The organism is Nocardioides maradonensis (assembly GCF_054777115.1).
In genome coordinates this window covers 197,021-213,113 of sequence record NZ_BAAHAZ010000003.1, presented here as the reverse complement: position 1 = coordinate 213,113, position 16,093 = coordinate 197,021, and the positions used below count along the sequence as shown (strand labels likewise).

Genomic DNA, 16,093 nt, shown 5'->3' with positions numbered 1-16,093 from the left:
GCTTGTGCACGAGCGCAGCAATTGAGCTCCCCCGACGGTGGGTGAGCACCCGGCGACTCATCAGGAAGCTGCAAACTCCGCGAGCGCATTGTCGGGATCGGTGTAACGCGACACGTGTGACCCAGCCCATATTTCCCGATCAAGCCGTCCTCGTGCTTCGGGGACCCGGGAGAGAAGAGTCTCGAATGACGATCCTGAACAAGCGCGGACGACGGTGGGGCGCGGCTGCTGCGGCCCTCCTCCTCTCGACGGCACTCGCTGCCTGCAGCACCGAGACCTCGAGCAGCGGAGGTACCGGCGGCCCCGCGACGAGCCAGGAGAAGGCGAACGCGGAAGCCGCCCAGAAGAAGCTCGACGCCCTGTACGCCGGCGCGTCGTACAAGGAGCCGCCGTCGACCGGACCCGCGGCGCAGCGAGGCAAGAACGTGTTCATGGTCAACGTCGGCGTCCAGGCACCCACGGGATCGGCTGTCGCCCAGGCGGCGCGTCAGGCTGCGGCGATCCTCGGCTGGCACCTGACCATCTTCGACGGCAAGTTCCAGCCGAACCTGTACCAGGAAGGCATCCGACAGGCCATCGCCGCCCATGCAGACGTGATCTGGAACTTCGCCATCGACTGCCCCGTCGCGCGCACCGCGTTCCAGGAGGCAAAGAACGCCGGCATCCCTGTCGTCTCCGAGGAAGCCGCGGATTGCAGCGATGTCGACCCGAGTGCGCCGAGTCTGTTCACCGAGAACCTCAAGTACTCCGAGGGAAGCTTCATCGACTGGTCGAAGGCTCTGGGAGCGGCTCAGGCCGATTGGATCATCGCCAAGACCGAGGGCAAGGCCAAGGTCATCGAGATCGCGGTACCGGACCTGATCACCACCAAGGCCCTGCACGAAGGCTTCGTCGCGGAGATGAATACGTGCGACACCTGCCAGATCGTCCAGACGGTCCAGACCTCGGCCGCTGTGCTCGGGCCGGACCTTCAGACGAAGGTCGAGCAGACGCTGCTGCGGAACCCGACCGCCAACGCTGTGGAGTTCTCGTACGACGACCTGCTCACCGGTGGAGGCGCGGCCGCGATCCGCGGCTCGGGTCGGTCCAAGGATCTCTTGGTCATCGGCGGCACCGGTTTCAAGGCCAACAACGACCTGATCCGCGAGGGCCAGGGCCAGGACGCCGGCTACGGGATCGACTACACCTACGAGGCCTGGGCGGCTGCCGACCTGCTCAACCGCTACCTCGCCGGCGAGCCCGGAGTGCCTGGTGGCGTCGGCATCCAGGTCTACGACCGCGATCATGGCTTGCCCGCCGACACCTTCGCCGCGCCGATCACAGACTTCAAGACCGTCTACACGAAGATCTGGCAGGCGGGCTCGTGAACGATCTGGCCGTGGCGACCGGCGGCGCGGGTTCCTTCGACCTCGCGCCGCCGGCGCTCGCCACGGACGGCATCTGCAAGACCTATGGCGCCACCAAGGCGCTGGACGATGTCTCGCTCACGGTGTCGACGGGGGCCATCCACGGACTCATGGGCGGCAACGGGTCGGGCAAGTCCACCTTCATCAAGATGCTGGCCGGAGTCGTCGTACCCGAGGCCGGCCGGTTGGCGATCGGTGGGGACTGGGCCGACGCCCGCACCCACACGACGGCCAAGGCCAAGGCCGCGGGTCTGCACTTCGTGCACCAGCAGAACTCCACCTTCCCCGATCTGACTGTGGCCGAGAACCTCGCCCTCGGGCGTGGATTCGAGCGGACCCGGGCCGGGTCCATCGCCTGGCGCGCCCAGCGGGCTCGCGCCCGCGCCGTCCTGCAGCGGTTCGAGGTCGACGTCGATCCGGACACGCCGATGGTCCGGCTCAGTGCCGCCGCGCAGATGATGGTGGCCATCGTCCGTGCACTCCAGGACCAGGACGACACCCAGGAGCGCGGCATCCTCGTCCTCGACGAGCCGACGGCGAGCCTGCCGAAGCACGAGGTCGACATCCTGCTCTCCGGTCTGCGTCGCTATGCGGCGGCCGGCCAGACGATCGTCTACGTGTCGCACCGGCTGGAGGAGGTCATCGCGATCGCCGACGAGGTGACGGTGCTGCGCAACGGTCGCGTCGCGTCGCGTCTGGTGGGCGGGCGGATCAACCACGAGTCGCTGGTCGCCGGGATCACCGGCAGCGCGACGAGCGCGACAGACCGTGCCGACGTCCCTGACGGTGCGGCACCGACGACCACCGGTGCTCCGGTCGTCACCTTCGGCAGGCCGGGCCTGCGGGCGGGCCAGGTCGCCGTGCGGCCGGGCGAGATCGTCGCCGTCGCGGGGCTGCTCGGGTCGGGCCGGTCGCGCCTGCTGAAGCAGCTGTTCGGGGTGACCGCGCGTGACGGGCTCGAAGCGCAGCTGGCCGGCACCGAGCTGCCGGGCGGATCGGTGCGCCACGCCATGGCGCGCGGGGTCGCGTTCGTGCCCGAGAATCGGCTGGCGGAAGCGGCCTTCCCCGAGCTCAGCATCGCCGAGAACCTCTCGATCACCTGTCTCTCGGAGCACGCGACCGTGGGCTGGATCAGGCCCTCTCGAGAGCACGGTGCGGCTCGCCGGCTCATCGGCGAGTTCGGCGTACGTGCGCCGAGCGAGTCAGCTCCGCTGACTGCGCTGTCCGGCGGCAACCAGCAGAAGGTCATCCTCGCGCGATGGTTGCAGAGACGTCCGGAGCTGTTGTTGCTCGACGAGCCCACGCAAGGCGTGGACGTCGGCGCTCGCACCGAGATCCACCAGCTCGTCCGCGCTGCCGCGGCGGCCGGTACTGCCGTCCTCGTGGTGTCCTCGGACTTCGCCGAGCTGGCGGCCCTCTGTCATCGCGCCGTCGTCGTCAGCAAGGGATCGGTCGTCAACCAGATCGCCGGACCTCTCGACGAGGACGCCCTCAACGATGTCGTGTACGCACAGGAGAAGTCAGCATGAACCAGACCATCGAATCCACCGTGGCGTCCGGCACCGAGGGCGGACAGCCCGCCGCTGACGCCCGCCACGTCGGACGCCGCCTCCAGCGGCGACTTGTCGCCTTTCTCGAGTCCTACGCGCTGCTGCTGGTTCTCGGCGTCATCGCGCTCTTCTTCTGTTTCTGGTCGCGCACGTCGTCGACCTTCCCGACTGTGGAGAACATCCGCATCCTGGTTGCGAGCCAGGCGGTGATCGGCGTGATCTCGCTCGGCGCGCTGCTGCCACTGCTCTGCACCGAGTTCGACCTCTCGGTGGGCAACGTCGCTGCCCTTTCGGCGGTGCTCGTAGCCGACTTCGTTTCCGGTGGAGGCAACATCGTGCTCGGGGTCGGACTCGCCGTCCTCGTCGGAGGGGTCGTCGGCACGGTCAACGCGCTGATCGTCACACGCGGCCATGTCAGCGGGGTCATCACCACACTCGGTATGTCGACGATCATCGCCGGTGTCATCCTCCAGCAGACCGGCGGCTTGGCACCCGCCAGCGAGATCCCGACCGCCATGACGAACTTCGGCACCGGGTTGGTCGCTGGGATCCCGGTCATCTTCATCACGCTGATCGTGATCGCCGGCATCGTGTACTTCGTGCTGTCGCACACCTCCTTCGGTCGTCAGATGTACGCCGTGGGCTCCAACGTGGAGGCGGCAAAGCTGGTCGGTCTCAGCGTGGACCGGATCCGCGGGATCGCGTTCGTCGCGAGCAGCGTGCTGTGTGCGATCGGTGGACTCCTCTACGTCTCCCGTGCCGGTGGGGCGTCACCGAACGTTGGAGCCACCTTCACGCTTCCCGCGCTGGCAGCTGCGTTCCTCAGCGCGGCCGCGGTTCGGCCCGGACGGTTCAACGTCTGGGGCACGGTCATCGCGATCTTCTTCCTCGCCGTGCTCAACAACGGGCTGAACCTGGCCGGCGTGGCGCCGTACGTCAACGACTACGTCAACGGCGGTGCGCTCATCGTGGGCGTCGCGATGGCGGCGATCCTGTACCGCCGGCGCACGACATGAGCGCGCGCGGCCGCCGCGGCGGCGGACGATTGTCGGCATGTGTCGATCCGGACGGTCGAATTGACGGTTCGGGTAGAGGTCGGCGGTCGACTCGGCGGACAGACTGACGCCGTGAAGCCACCTGCTTTCGACTACCTGCGGGCCTCGACCCTCGACGAGGTCTGGGGCGCGATGGAGCGCGATGACGACGCCAAGATCATCGCCGGCGGGCAGAGCCTGATCCCGCTACTGAGCCTGCGGTTCGCCTCTCCGTCCCTCCTGGTCGACATCACCGGCCTGAGCGAGCTACGCGGCATCCGGGTGGAGGGTGGGACGCTCCGCATCGGGGCGCTGACCCGCCACGCAGAGGTCGAGAAGGACGAGCGCATCGGCACCGAGGTACCTCTCCTGGCGCGGGCGGCGTCCTGGGTCGCCCACCCACAGATCCGCAACCGGGGCACGCTCGGTGGGTCCGTCGCCCACAGCGACTCGGCTGCGGAGTTCCCCGCCGCCCTCCTCGCGCTCGGTGCGACGATGCTGGTTTGGTCCCGGTCCGGTGAGCGGCGGATCGCTGCGGCTGACTTCTTCGATTCCTACTTCACGACAGCACTCGAGCAGGGCGAGCTGCTGGCGGCGGTGGAGATCCCGATCGGGGCCGCAAGCAGCTGGGGTTTCGAGGAGTTCGCGCGACGTCGCGGGGACTACGCCATCGGCGGTGCCGCGGTGTACGCCGAGCGGGCGGCCGACGGCACCTGCAGCGTCGTACGCGCCGGGCTGATCGCGGCGAGCTCGGGCCCGACCCTCGCGCCGGGCCTCGACCGGATCCTGGTCGGCCAAGTCGTCGACCGGCGCCTGATCGAGCAGGCCGCTGCCCAGGTGATGGAGCGGATTACGCCCGGCGAGAACGTCCACGGCACGGCTGAGTACCGGCGTGAGGTGATCGGCGAGATGCTCCGCCGCGCGCTTTCGGCCGCATTCGATCCAGAAGGAGAGGTCGCGGCATGAAGACGCGAACCGTCGTCAACGGCGAGGCCTACGAGAGAGACGTCGAGCCGCGGGTCCTGCTGTCCGACTTCATCCGACACGACCTGGGTCTGACCGGAACCAACGTGGGGTGCGAGCACGGGGTGTGCGGCAGCTGCACGATCCTGCTCGACGGTGAACCGGTCCGCTCCTGCACCACGCTCGCGGTCCAGGCCGACGGTCGCCGGATCACGACGGTGGAGGGCCTCGCCAATGGCGAGGAGCTGCACGGACTCCAGAAGGCGTTCACGGCGTGCCACGGTCTGCAGTGCGGGTTCTGCACGCCCGGCTTCCTGATGACGCTGCTGCCGGTCTACAACGAGGCCAAGCGGCTCTCTGCTGAGGAGATCCGCGAAGTCATCTCGGGCAACCTGTGCCGCTGCACCGGCTACCAGCAGATCGTCGAGTCGGTCCAGATGGCACTCGACGAGGCCGCTTCGCTGGCCGAGGAGAGCCCTGACGGCGAAGGCGAGGCGACCTGAGATGGACGGAGACGCGGCTGTCCGACTGCGGCGTCGGCAGCTATTCCTTGCCGAACCGCACGTAGCCGCCCTTTCCGTCGCGAACGATGGTCGCGGACCACTGATGCTGCCGATCTGGTACGGGTACGAGCCGGGTGGCCGGCCCTGGATCGTCACGTCGCCGGCCTCACGCAAGATGGCCGCGATCCGGGCTGCGGGCCGCTTCTCCCTGCTCGTCGACACGGTCGGCGCCACGTTGCGCTATGTATCGGTCGAGGGCCCGGTCACCTCGATCGAGCCATCGACCCCTGCACAGGTCGAAGAGCTCGCCGCGCGCTATCTCGACGGCCCCAGCCTTGCCCGCTACCTCGACGCGGCCTCGGCGTACGGCGATCAGGTGACAGTGTGGCTCGAGCCCGAACACTGGCTTGGAGCGGAGGTCTCGCTGGCCCCTTAGCTTTTTCTGGGCCAGCCGGGTGATGGCTGCGGCACCACGAGCGCGGTTCGCGGACAGGGATGCAGCAAACGGACCTACGACCGCGACCAGGCGTGACGAGAAGTGATGAGTGATTGCGGTTGCTTCACGGACTTCCTGGACCTCCTCAAGCCATGACTCGCTGTATCGGGCGCGCGATGCGCTCGGAGCGAGTGAGTCGAAACCGCTACACGGGCGGGCGTGGGCACCTACTGTCTCGGCATGCCAACGAGTCGGTGCCCACGCCCTGCACGCCTTGTCGCTTCGCTCGTCGTGGCCATCGTCGCCGTTGGTGTCCTCGCTGTCGGCGCCCTCGGCGCGCAGCCCGCTGCGGCTCCACGGATCACAGCGCCGTCGCTGAGCGCGCCGTCAACGGCGATCGAAGGGACACGGTTCGCGGTCACTGCCAGGATTCCGGCCGCGTCGCGGGCCCGCCGAGTCACGCTCCAGTTCCACAGCAAGGGGCAGTACGACTACCAATCGATCACCACGTGGACGACCAAGACGTCGGCAGCCGTCAACGGTCGGAGCAAGATCGTGTTCCATTTGCTCGCGGACACCGCCCGTGAGGTGTGGTTCCGGGTAGTCGCCTCCTATCGCGGATCGGGATCCCTGCGGTCGACCGGGGTACGGGTGAACTACCGGCACTGGTACCCGCTCTCGGCCTTCTCCAGCTACTACCACGCAGGTTCGGCTGTGGACTACGTCGGATTCCAGATGGCCGGGCAGTCCTGGAACGGCTGGTACGTCCTGTCCACCTCGGGCGAGTCGCGCTACACCCTCGGCAGCGGCTGCAACCGACTCCGGGCGACGATCGGTGTCCTCGACAACTCCAGCGACGGAGCGACAGCGCGAGTGACCCTGGCAACGATCGCACCAGGCGGTGCCGCCACGACCATCTACACATCGCCCGATCTCGCCGCCGGTCAGACCGCGACGGTCGACCAGTCCCTGGCCAATCCCTACCGGTTCTCGATCAGCGGTCAAGACACGACACCGCCCGTGGCCGAGGGAACGCAGCCCGTCGCTCACTCTGCTGTCGGTGACCCCGAGTTCCTCTGCCACTTCGACTGAGCTGGCGTGTGTGAGCCGCATTGAACGCGGCGGTATGCAGCACCTCGAGATCGCGCGGAACGCGGCAGCTGAGTGCGCTTCTGGTGAGAAGATCCGACACGTGACGGATCTGGCGCGTGTCATCCCGCTGAGACCCAAGAAGGAAACCCCAACGAGCCTGAATGCAGGGCAGGAGTGCTCCGAACCGGTCTGTTCGAACCCCGCGGCATTTAAGACCCGCACGAAGCCGACTTGGTGCGACGGCCACATCACCGCGATCCTCCGTCGCGGTGGCCTGGAGCCGCTGGAGCCCTTCAAGGGGCCGACGGCGTGGCGGCTGACGAGGTGCACGTCGTGTGGGTGCGAGGCGCACTACCGCTTCGAGTACACCCTCGACCAGAACGCCATCAACCAGAAGACGTGCCGCGCCTGTCACTGGCGTTCGTGGGCAGCGGGAGCGCGCGGACTGCAGGGCATCTATGCGAAGACGCAGCACGTGTCGGAAGAGGTCGCCAGGGACCACGCACCGAAGAACGGCTATGAGTACTTGGAGCCGCTGACACGCCCCTCTCTGCCGGACGACCCTCACCGTGTGCGTTGCCTGCGGTGCGGCCGGATCAGCGCACAGCGGCTCGGGGACATCGGGTTCGGATGCCAGTGCCTGACCAACCCTCGGCGGGAGCGCCAGACCACCAAGCACCCGGGGTCGAAGAAGAAGGACCTGCTCAAGGACTCCGGGCTGCCGGTCCTGGACTGGTGGGACCACGACCGGAACGATCAGGTCGCCTGGAACACGGTCACTGTGAGGGCTCGGCGCGAGACGCACTGGAAGTGTCCCGAGTGCGAGCTGGGGTTCGTCGAGAAGATCTACGAGATGGCGGCGAGCCCGTCATGTCCCGACTGCAGGGCGGTGCGTCAAGCCGCATGGCAGGCAGAACACGACCGGTACAAGCGGACGCCGGTGTCCGAGGTTCCGGAGTTGCTCGCCGCATGGGCAGACGAGGCGCACCCGGCGACGGTCATGGTGGCCGGGTCCATGGCTCTGCGGCGGTTCCGCTGCCCAGAAGGACATCACCCGAGGATCACGCCGCTGTCGTTCCTCCGGTCGGGTTGTCCCTCGTGCCGAGGCAACGCAACGAGGACGCAGCGACTGGATGCCGTGGCCGCCGATCCGGAGGCGCACGCGATGAACCGGGAGATTGCTGCGCAGTTTCATCCGACGCGCAACGGGAAGGTCCGGCTGGAGACGATTTCGCCGGAGTCGAAGCGGGTCCTGTGGTGGATCGATGCGGAGTGCGGCCACGTCTGGCGCGCATCTCCCCGAGAGCGCGAGAAGGGGCAGCGCCCCAGGTGTCCAGAGTGCCGCTCAATCCTCGACTCGCTGGCCTACCACTTCCCGGAGATCGGGGCGGAGTGGTCTGGGTCCAACCCGCTCACAGCCTGGCAGGTCCGGCCGAGTGGGCAGACCGCCTTCGTGCCCGAGTGGATCTGCGCCAACAATCCGGCCCATGTGTGGCAGGCGCCGCTGGGGTCGCGCACTGCCGGCGCGGGGTGTCCGGAGTGCCGGGAGGCGGGGAAGTCGAAGGTGGAACTTGACCACCATGCCGCGGCCGAGACCATCTTCGGGTCCGCAGCTTCTGGGCGGCCGGTTACCAGTGAGGCGTTCAAACGCCGGGCACGGTGGCTCGTCGACATCGTCGTCGATCTACCGGACGGGCGAAAGATCGCCATCGAGTACGACGGCGCCTACTGGCACGCCGGCAAGTCCGAGATCGACATCGCGAAGTCGGTCGATCTGCTCGCGGCCGGGTATCTCGTCGCCAGGCTCCGTGAGCACCCGTTGCCGCCGCTTGGCGTAGCGGACCCTAGGTATGCCGAGTTCGTCGTGCACGCGACCGCCCCCGATGCGCACGAAGTGATCGCGAAGGTGAAGGACTGGGCGGATGCCTGACAATGCCGAGTGCCGTGAGATGTTCGCGGAGATGGTCGAGCGGTTCCGTGAGGCACCCGTGCCCAGTCCTCTGCCGAACTCGGAGGCGTCAGGCGCGTTCCTGGCCGCGGAAGAGGCCGTCGCCGTGATGTACGGCTGGACGAACCGAGTCATGCGCACCGGAGAGGCTGTCTTGCGCATGGACGCCGACGGATTCGCCGCGGAGGCGTCCCCACTGCTGCGCTCGAAGCTGGAGCACGTTATCGCTCTGAATTGGATCAAGGAGCAGCCCGACGATGCGTTACGGCAGATCCGGCAACCCAGCTACGCCGGCAGGCGGCGGTATGACGCTGCTCGTGCCTCGGTGGCGGCTGTACGCGTGCAGCCGGTTTGATCATCGACAGTTGCTGCAGACCCCGTCTTCGAGGTCGCCCGTAGGAGCGTTGCAGAAGCAGTTGCTGCACGGCTGCTGCGCGCTTGCCCGTCGGGCGCAGTCGCAGTCGCCGCACCTGGGGCAGTACTGCCGCTTGCACGTGTCACACGGCCAACCGAACGCTTTGCCGAAGTAGCCGCAGGCACAGCGGATGGTCAGCCGCGGCGCGTTCGACTTCTCGGGAGGTTCCTGACCTCCGTGAAATCGGTCGACGTTCCACAGGTCGGTGACGCTGAAGATGGCGTAGATGCGCTTCTCCGTGGCGACTGCGTTGACGTAGTACTCCTGGCGCCGCCCCCACGTGTCGACCCAGTACTGCCGGCTGGTCTTGCCTGAGCCAGGCTCGAGCTTGAGCAGTGGGTGTCCGTCAGGCACGTGTGTTCCGTTCCACGGATACACCTTGAGGTCTTCACCGCGAAGCGCCGATTGGATGACGGTCCCGGCAACCCGGTCGATGAGTACGACTGCACCCGAAGAGAGCCGCGAGCTCAGGGCGATGGCGCAGGCGGGACCGCTGGCGGCCGAGCGCGTGACGAGGGTCTTCAGGTTCTCCCCGGTCGGCGGGCCCGTTCCGACGACCTCGTCGATGAGGGCTTCCGGTACGACAAGTGCGGCGGCGATCTGCTCGCACAGCCGCTCGAGTTCGACCTCGTAGTTGTCACAGTCAGCAAGCCAGATGAGGGCCTCGTCGTCGTTCTCGACCAGGATGTGCGCAACCTCGTGGAGAAGGGTGAAGTTCTCCTTCTTCGACTCTGGGGTCGGCGCGTACATGACGGTGTTCTGATCCGCGAACGACATGCCGTCGCACCAGCCGCCGGCACCGCGCTGGGAGGTCAGGGCAGGCTCGGCGACAACTTCGTAGTCGAGGTCCTTGATGCCGGCGATCGGGTCCAACGCGATGTTGGCGCGTTGGTCGGCCGGGAGTGCGGCGACGATGCGCAGCGCGTGGACGTGCCGAGTGGTCATTCGGTGACCTCGAAGGCCGAGGAGGTTCGGAAGTGCCTGAGGACGGCCAGCAGGGTCTGCGGTGTCACCGAGGTGGCGTTCCGCTTGCCTGCGGAAGCGAGCAGGCGCTTCGAGCGTTCGGTGATGGCTTCGACCGGAAGGTTCGCCTCGGTCGCCCATTCGTCGAAGAACGCGGCGATCGTGGCGTCTGTGAACAGGCCGTCGAGGGTCTGTGCGGCAGGTGCTGGAGCAGTCGAAAGGATGGCATCTGAGGTAACGGCCAGCTCCTCTGCGATGGCGTTGATGGTTGCCGGTGGCGGGTTGAGCAGGTTTCGTTCCCAAGCCGAGACGGTCTTCACCGAGACGTCCCAGCCGCGGGTCGTGAGTCGTCGCGCAAGGTCGCCGATGTTGAAGCCGGCGGCTTTCCGCAACGAGGCGAGGCGACGGCCGTCGAGGGTGACGGCCGGGTCCTCCACCAGGCCGAGCATCAGCGCAATCGGATCGTCGGGCCGTACGGGTGCCACAGGGGGTGCGTGGTCGCCGGTCACGACTAGGACGGCAATCGCGTCAGAGAGGCCCGGGAGCCAGTCTTGGATTGCGGTGAGCAGCTCGTGCTCGTTGTCGGTGAGTCCTTCCATGGCGCTCGTTCGTCCGGCTGCGAAGTCGAGCAGCGCCTGCTCGAAGGCGCCTGTGGGTTGATCATCCATCCTCGGTCACCTCCTTCCTCAGCTTCTTCAGAATCGTCTTGAGCCTCTCACCGACTGCTTGGCCAGTAGTTCCGACGGCTTCGCCGATCTGCCTGTTGGTCCACTCGTCCCAGAACTTGAGTTTGATGATCAGGAGCTGCTTCTCATCGAGCTTCGCTAGCGCCGGCTTCAACTTTGTCAGGTGCCGCCGTTCTTGGAGGTCGGTGACCACGGCGTCGCCGAGCGGGTCCGCGTCGGTGGAGCGGTCGGCGTCGGTCGAGGGTTCGCGCAGGTCGCGGTTCCTCACCTCCTTGCGCGCAACGTCGGTGCAACTGTTGCGAACGGCCCGGCGCAGGTAGGGCCCCCAGTCTTCGCCCTTGTCCCGCAGCTTCCCGGCGTCGGCTTGCTTGGAGAGGCGGAGGAACACGTCCATGACCGCGTTCTCGGCGAGGTCGTCGTGCTTGCCGGAGAAGTACCGCTTCGCGACCCGGTCGAGGCCCTCGTGATGCCGCGCGTACTGGGCAGCAACGTCTGACCGAGTGCAGATGCGCGCATCTGCGGCGGGACCCTCGGGGTCCTCCTCAGCGAGCTCGTTGGTCATAGGACAAGTATCTGCGACTACCCCATCAGAACCGTGACACTTTCGGCCCCGCGGGTGCTGCTCCGGGATCGGCGGGAGACGCGTGGGCGTACAGAGCCCTGTGCCAGCGTCGCCGCACGCCGGACTGGCAGACGCACGTCCCTGTGCTATCGGCAGGGACGACGCGCACGGCGCCGGCGGGCAGACCGCCGACGTCGAGGTCGACCCGTCGATGGAGGGTGGGAAGGCCGAGCATGGCCTTCACCAGCTCCGCGGTGATCAGGACGCCGGCGAACCAGGAGACCTGCGGGGACGCAACCGCGACGACCTCGGTGCCCTGCTCGGACCCCTGTGGACGGACCTCGGCTTCGGCGTACGCCTGGCGTACAAGATCGCTCAGCGGAGCGCCGACAAGGCTGTCGCTGCGGTGCGCACAAACCTTCCCTGCGGCGACGGCAACCGCGACGTCGGAGGCGTCGAGCACCGCGCCCTCCTGGAGCAGGGCCAGGATGCGGGAGACCGCGATGCCGGTGACCTGGGCGTAGACGCCTGCCTGGGTCAGAGGCGGGTCTGCGCGGACGAAGTCGCAGAACGGGCAGGCGTACCCGTCGCCGAACATCTCCCACTGCACGTGCAGCGCGGTGCCGGAGACTCCGGCGGACAGGGTCCGCTGACCGAGCACGTCGGCAACGTCGAGGCGTCCGGTGATCGTGTCGACCGAGGAGACCACGATTCCATGCCAGCCCGGGGAGTCCTTCGTCATGTTCCAGGTGGCGACGTCCTGGTCGACCGCAGTGGCGGCAAGTCCGAGGGACTGGAGCCGTGAGGTCATCCCGGTGGCCTTGGCTCCCGTCTCACCTCCCAGCAGGGCCGGGTAGCGGTACGGGTTTCGGTTCGGGTCGAACACGTCCTTGTCGACGGTCGTGATGGTGGCCTCGGGCATTGTCTCCCCGGGCTGGTGGAGCTGGGGCGAGCAGACGGTGGCCAGCAGCGCCAGCGCACTGGTGCCGACCGATCCCACGCCAAGGAACGCCACGTCCAGCGCGGTCGACGGGGCCGCCAGAGAGGTTTGCACCTGCTCAGGGTCAACGGTGTGCAGACCGTGGTCGATCAGGTTGGTCTCGATGCGCTCCTCGACCGGGACGCCGGGGAACCCGAGGTTTCCGAGAACCTTGAAGAGCACCTGGCTGACGGCCAAGCAGGCAGCGGCGTGAACGCCGAGAGCGTGACTGCTGACGCTTTCAAGGGCGGCTGGGGAGTTGCTGATGACCACGTTCCAGTCGCCACCTCCGACGTACAGCTCGAGGCCCGGCGTGGAGGTCCCGAAGCCGACGGCGACCTGTCGCCTCGGCGTGTTGGAGGCGGTGGGACGCACGGCGGAGAGCCGTTCCAGGAGGTCGTTCCAGGAGTTGGCCTGCCACCAGTTGGGCGGCAGCTCGCCGTCGGACTCGATGGTGAGGGTCGGGACCAGCCTGGCGATCATGGTCACGAAGGCGGCTACTGCGATGCGGGCGGCCGGACTGGCCGCGGCGTCGACCGTGATCATGACTTCGGTCTCGTCGAGCCGCTGGAGTACTGCTGCGGCCACGCCGTTGCTGTCCGTGTCGGCTGCGGGTGCCCCGAGGAGCCGCAGACGCGGGTCTTCGTGCATCACTGGTCCTCCGCGATGATCCAGCGGTCGCGCTCGGGTCCCGCCGGGAGCTCGGTCCACGCGCCGCCGGTGAACAGGTAGACGGCGCACGTGTCGAGGCCGCGGCGCAGCCCGAGGCCGAAGAACGGGACGACGATCGAGATGCCGCCCTCGAAGGTGATGACCGGGTTGGCGTCGTCGGCAGCCGAGTGGAACGCGTCGCCCGGGTGGGAGTGGATGCGGGCCAGGTAGATCTCGTCCGGGCCGAGCGCCAGAGCCAGGTCCATCTGTCCTTCGCGGGGCACCTCGACGTTGACGTGGCCGTAGGCGTCGCGACGAGCGTTCTGCCGCGGGATGACCAGGCTGAGCTGGTTCCCGGACTTGATCATCGCCGTGCCCTCGAGCCCGTGGGTGCCGCGGTCCTCGAAGAAGGTGCGGGCTTCCTCGAGGAGGGCGGCAGGCAGCGTAAGTGGCGTCGCCGGCGGGATGGCCGTGGGGCGAGCCTTGTGCTGGGACGTGAGGTTGTTACGCATGTACGCCTGCCTTTCGGAGAAGGAAATCGAGCAAGGTGTCGAGCCGCATGCTGTAGCGGTGGCTGTCCCACCGTTCGGCGAAGTGGCTCTCGTGGGAGTAGTAGCCGCGCGTGCCGCTGACGCAGACGAACGGGACGTTCAGGCTCGGGTGGATGCCGAGCGCGAACCCTGGGATCCACTTCTCCAGCGGCAAGATGGCACCCTCGTCGTCGACGAGGGTGACGTCGAAGGGCTCGGAGTCGTACCGGGACCCGTCGAGCCGCATCGTCCAGGCTCCGTCGCCGCGCACGATCTTCATCACGACATCGGTGCCGACCCGGCGGAGGTCGCCTGCGGCGGGGCCGAGCTTGGCGCGCGCCTGGCGGACCTCCTCGTCGAGGAGGTCCGCCAGGACAGCCGGGTGCAGTGCCACGGGACTACAGGCCGAGGTCGCTGGAGCCGTCGACCTGGGGCTTGCGGTTGATCAACACCAGAACGTCGCCGTCGACGATCCCGAGGTCTCCGAAGGTCGCGGTCGGATCGAGCTCGTTACCCGAGATGCGGGGCAGGGTCAGCGAGTAGTCGCCAGCGGTCAGCCACTGCTTGGAGACGAAGAGCCTGACCGCGTTGTCCCGGACCTTGGCGATCGTGTCGGACGGCTTGACCGTGACGTCGTCGGACTGGCCGGCCAGCGACCGGACCGTGACCTTGAAGGGGTGGTCGTTGCCGGGGTGCGGCTTGGACTGCGCGGTGCTCTCGGTGTGAGTACTCACGATGGGCTCCTTTCTGTTCGTGCCCGTTTGACCTGTAGACGACGGTCGAGAGCACCGTGAAAGGGTCCGCGGCAAGAATCCTTTTGCGTTCCGCCCGGGGCGTCGGCGAACGATGCTGGACGCCGGTTTGGAAGGACGTGGATTCGACGGTCCGACCGAAATTTGAATGCGCCGCTCTGGGAGCCGCGTCACTCTGGGCTACTAGAGGATTCCCGTAGGACCGGCGTCCGGCCAGACTCGGTCCAGGTGTCCGGTGGGTTCGCTCTCTTTTGGGCTGCCCACCCGCCCGTGCGGGTGTGGCTCGAATCCGGTTTGCAGCCCCCCGGGCACCGCTGACGAGGCGTGGCTCAAGAGGGGACTGCCCAGCTCGTAGTAGCAATGCCCACCTCGCCGTCCCAACCGGAACGAGCGCAGGGAGCAGCACATGGAACAGGTCGTCATCGGGGTCGATCCCCACAAGCTGTCCGCGACGATCGAAGTCGTCGACCAGCAGGAGCAACTCCTGGGATCTGGCCGATTCACCACCGATCAGTCCGGCTACGCAGCGATGCGTGCCTACGCCAAGGCCTGGCCGGATCGCGTCTGGGCAGTCGAGGGAGCCAACGGTGCCGGGCGTCCACTCGCTCAGCGCCTCCTCGAAGCCGGCGAGCACGTCGTGGACGTACCAGCCAAGCTCGCCGCCCGGGCCCGGCTCTTCGACACCGGCCACAACCGCAAGACCGACGCCCACGACGCGCACGCGGTCGCCGTCGTAGCGGTGCGCACGACGAACCTGCGGGTACTGAAGGTCGACGGCGAACTCGAGGCAATGCGGATGCTGGCCGACCGACGCGAAGCGCTCACACGACGTCGGGTTCAGACCGTGTGCCGGCTCCAGGCGTTGCTCGCAGAACTCCTGCCTGGGCAGGCGAAACGCGACATCACCACCGGTCAGGCCAAGGCCATGCTGGCCACCGTCCGTCCGAGAGACATCGCCGGAAAGACCCGCCGACGCATCGCCGCAGAAGAGCTCACCGAGCTGATCGCGGTCGAAACGAAGATCAAGAAGGCCACCGCCGAACTCAAGGCGATGGTCCTGACCCGCGAGTCGCGGCTGATGGACATCCACGGCATCGGCGCCGTCGTGGCCGCCAGGATCCTGGCCGACGTCGGCGACGTTGCCCGGTTCGCTGACCGCAACCGCTTCGCGTCCTGGACCGGGACCGCGCCGCTGGACGCCTCCTCGGGTGAGCAGAACCGCCACCGCCTCTCGCGAGCCGGGAACAGGCGGGTCAACCACATGATCCACATCGCTGCGGTCACCCAGCTGCGTCTCGACACCGAGGGCCGTGCCTACTACCGGCGCAAGCGAGCAGCCGGCAAGAAGCCGCAAGAGGCGCTGCGCTGCCTCAAACGACGCATCTCCGACGTCATCTACAAACAGCTCGTCGCCGACGCGGCACGAATCGATGGGGCGGACCCGGGAGGGCAATGCGGGGCGTCTCAAGAATCCAGCGCGGTCGACCTGCCCCCGCACATCGACACTTCGGATCAGCCACTCCCGGACCCGCGAGACCGACGCTACGCCGCCCTGTCGCGACCTCGAAAGGGCCAACCGGCTCGGGCCCTTCGAAGCGCCGGTTGACAACAGAGGGGAGCCGG

At 67.6% G+C, this 16,093-nt stretch carries 17 protein-coding genes; 10 read left to right on the top strand and 7 right to left on the bottom strand.

The features are described 5' to 3' along the window. The first annotated feature begins 185 nt into the window (after positions 1–185). The 9 genes from ACYVAQ_RS04610 to ACYVAQ_RS04570 all read left to right on the top strand — a co-directional run bounded on the left by ACYVAQ_RS04610 (position 186) and on the right by ACYVAQ_RS04570 (position 9,287). The gene (locus tag ACYVAQ_RS04610; RefSeq protein WP_460787295.1) at positions 186–1,367 is read left to right on the top strand and encodes a sugar ABC transporter substrate-binding protein; all 1,182 of its coding nucleotides are present in this window, start codon (positions 186–188) and stop codon (positions 1,365–1,367) included. Next, positions 1,364–2,935 carry a sugar ABC transporter ATP-binding protein gene (locus tag ACYVAQ_RS04605; RefSeq protein WP_460787294.1) on the top strand — a complete coding sequence of 524 codons (1,572 nt, stop codon included), beginning with the start codon at positions 1,364–1,366 and terminating at the stop codon, positions 2,933–2,935. Before ACYVAQ_RS04610 ends, ACYVAQ_RS04605 begins: the two co-directional genes overlap by 4 nt. Further along, a complete protein-coding gene (locus ACYVAQ_RS04600; RefSeq protein WP_460787293.1) occupies positions 2,932–3,972 on the top strand; it encodes an ABC transporter permease in 1,041 nt (346 codons plus the stop codon). Before ACYVAQ_RS04605 ends, ACYVAQ_RS04600 begins: the two co-directional genes overlap by 4 nt. A gap of 111 nt (positions 3,973–4,083) precedes the next feature. Then, positions 4,084–4,956 carry an FAD binding domain-containing protein gene (locus ACYVAQ_RS04595; RefSeq protein ID WP_460787292.1) on the top strand — a complete coding sequence of 291 codons (873 nt, stop codon included), beginning with the start codon at positions 4,084–4,086 and terminating at the stop codon, positions 4,954–4,956. Next, entirely contained in the window at positions 4,953–5,456 is a 504-nt protein-coding gene (locus ACYVAQ_RS04590; protein WP_460787291.1) for a (2Fe-2S)-binding protein, read from the top strand. The genes ACYVAQ_RS04595 and ACYVAQ_RS04590 overlap by 4 nt, the downstream gene beginning before the upstream one ends. 1 nt (position 5,457) lies before the next feature. Further along, a complete protein-coding gene (locus ACYVAQ_RS04585; protein WP_460787290.1) occupies positions 5,458–5,892 on the top strand; it encodes a pyridoxamine 5'-phosphate oxidase family protein in 435 nt (144 codons plus the stop codon). Positions 5,893–6,447: 555 nt separating this feature from the next. Continuing rightward, positions 6,448–6,984, top strand: a complete 537-nt coding sequence (locus ACYVAQ_RS04580) for a hypothetical protein (RefSeq protein ID WP_460787289.1) — start codon at positions 6,448–6,450, stop codon at positions 6,982–6,984. A 10-nt stretch (positions 6,985–6,994) separates the two neighbouring features. Then, positions 6,995–8,914 carry a zinc-ribbon domain-containing protein gene (locus tag ACYVAQ_RS04575; RefSeq protein ID WP_460787288.1) on the top strand — a complete coding sequence of 640 codons (1,920 nt, stop codon included), beginning with the start codon at positions 6,995–6,997 and terminating at the stop codon, positions 8,912–8,914. Continuing rightward, complete coding sequence (locus tag ACYVAQ_RS04570) at positions 8,907–9,287, top strand: DUF5677 domain-containing protein (protein ID WP_460787286.1); 381 nt, start codon at positions 8,907–8,909, stop codon at positions 9,285–9,287. The genes ACYVAQ_RS04575 and ACYVAQ_RS04570 overlap by 8 nt, the downstream gene beginning before the upstream one ends. On the opposite strand, the gene ACYVAQ_RS04565 is transcribed toward ACYVAQ_RS04570, so the two are convergent. Genes ACYVAQ_RS04565 through ACYVAQ_RS04535 form a run of 7 tightly spaced genes read right to left on the bottom strand, consistent with a single transcriptional unit; the run spans position 9,288 to position 14,452 of the window. Next, complete coding sequence (locus ACYVAQ_RS04565; protein WP_460787285.1) at positions 9,288–10,292, bottom strand: ImmA/IrrE family metallo-endopeptidase; 1,005 nt, start codon at positions 10,290–10,292, stop codon at positions 9,288–9,290. After that, positions 10,289–10,978: a helix-turn-helix domain-containing protein gene (locus ACYVAQ_RS04560; protein WP_460787284.1), complete on the bottom strand. Its 690-nt coding sequence runs from the start codon at positions 10,976–10,978 to the stop codon at positions 10,289–10,291. Before ACYVAQ_RS04560 ends, ACYVAQ_RS04565 begins: the two co-directional genes overlap by 4 nt. Then, positions 10,971–11,558: an RNA polymerase sigma factor gene (locus ACYVAQ_RS04555; protein ID WP_460787283.1), complete on the bottom strand. Its 588-nt coding sequence runs from the start codon at positions 11,556–11,558 to the stop codon at positions 10,971–10,973. The genes ACYVAQ_RS04560 and ACYVAQ_RS04555 overlap by 8 nt, the downstream gene beginning before the upstream one ends. 25 nt (positions 11,559–11,583) lie before the next feature. After that, entirely contained in the window at positions 11,584–13,188 is a 1,605-nt protein-coding gene (locus tag ACYVAQ_RS04550) for a hypothetical protein (RefSeq protein ID WP_460787282.1), read from the bottom strand. Further along, entirely contained in the window at positions 13,188–13,700 is a 513-nt protein-coding gene (locus ACYVAQ_RS04545; protein ID WP_460787281.1) for a hypothetical protein, read from the bottom strand. Before ACYVAQ_RS04545 ends, ACYVAQ_RS04550 begins: the two co-directional genes overlap by 1 nt. Beyond that, the gene (locus ACYVAQ_RS04540; RefSeq protein ID WP_460787280.1) at positions 13,693–14,112 is read right to left on the bottom strand and encodes a hypothetical protein; all 420 of its coding nucleotides are present in this window, start codon (positions 14,110–14,112) and stop codon (positions 13,693–13,695) included. The genes ACYVAQ_RS04545 and ACYVAQ_RS04540 overlap by 8 nt, the downstream gene beginning before the upstream one ends. 4 nt (positions 14,113–14,116) lie before the next feature. Next, entirely contained in the window at positions 14,117–14,452 is a 336-nt protein-coding gene (locus ACYVAQ_RS04535; protein WP_460787279.1) for a ubiquitin family protein, read from the bottom strand. 424 nt (positions 14,453–14,876) lie between these two features. Here ACYVAQ_RS04535 and ACYVAQ_RS04530 point away from each other — a divergent pair, with 424 nt between their 5' ends. Then, positions 14,877–16,076 (top strand): IS110 family RNA-guided transposase, encoded by a 1,200-nt coding sequence (locus ACYVAQ_RS04530; RefSeq protein ID WP_460787278.1) that lies wholly within the window; start codon positions 14,877–14,879, stop codon positions 16,074–16,076. The last annotated feature ends 17 nt before the right edge of the window (positions 16,077–16,093 follow it).

Bases quoted from the DNA above. Each gene is read 5' to 3' on its own strand.
- ACYVAQ_RS04610 (WP_460787295.1), top strand. From the start codon at position 186: ATGACGATCCTGAACAAGCGCGGACGACGGTGGGGCGCGGCTGCTGCG.
- ACYVAQ_RS04600 (WP_460787293.1), top strand. From the start codon at position 2,932: ATGAACCAGACCATCGAATCCACCGTGGCGTCCGGCACCGAGGGCGGA.
- ACYVAQ_RS04590 (WP_460787291.1), top strand. From the start codon at position 4,953: ATGAAGACGCGAACCGTCGTCAACGGCGAGGCCTACGAGAGAGACGTC.
- ACYVAQ_RS04585 (WP_460787290.1), top strand. From the start codon at position 5,458: ATGGACGGAGACGCGGCTGTCCGACTGCGGCGTCGGCAGCTATTCCTT.
- ACYVAQ_RS04570 (WP_460787286.1), top strand. From the start codon at position 8,907: ATGCCTGACAATGCCGAGTGCCGTGAGATGTTCGCGGAGATGGTCGAG.
- ACYVAQ_RS04565 (WP_460787285.1), bottom strand. From the start codon at position 10,292: ATGACCACTCGGCACGTCCACGCGCTGCGCATCGTCGCCGCACTCCCG.
- ACYVAQ_RS04560 (WP_460787284.1), bottom strand. From the start codon at position 10,978: ATGGATGATCAACCCACAGGCGCCTTCGAGCAGGCGCTGCTCGACTTC.
- ACYVAQ_RS04555 (WP_460787283.1), bottom strand. From the start codon at position 11,558: ATGACCAACGAGCTCGCTGAGGAGGACCCCGAGGGTCCCGCCGCAGAT.
- ACYVAQ_RS04550 (WP_460787282.1), bottom strand. From the start codon at position 13,188: ATGCACGAAGACCCGCGTCTGCGGCTCCTCGGGGCACCCGCAGCCGAC.
- ACYVAQ_RS04545 (WP_460787281.1), bottom strand. From the start codon at position 13,700: ATGCGTAACAACCTCACGTCCCAGCACAAGGCTCGCCCCACGGCCATC.
- ACYVAQ_RS04530 (WP_460787278.1), top strand. From the start codon at position 14,877: ATGGAACAGGTCGTCATCGGGGTCGATCCCCACAAGCTGTCCGCGACG.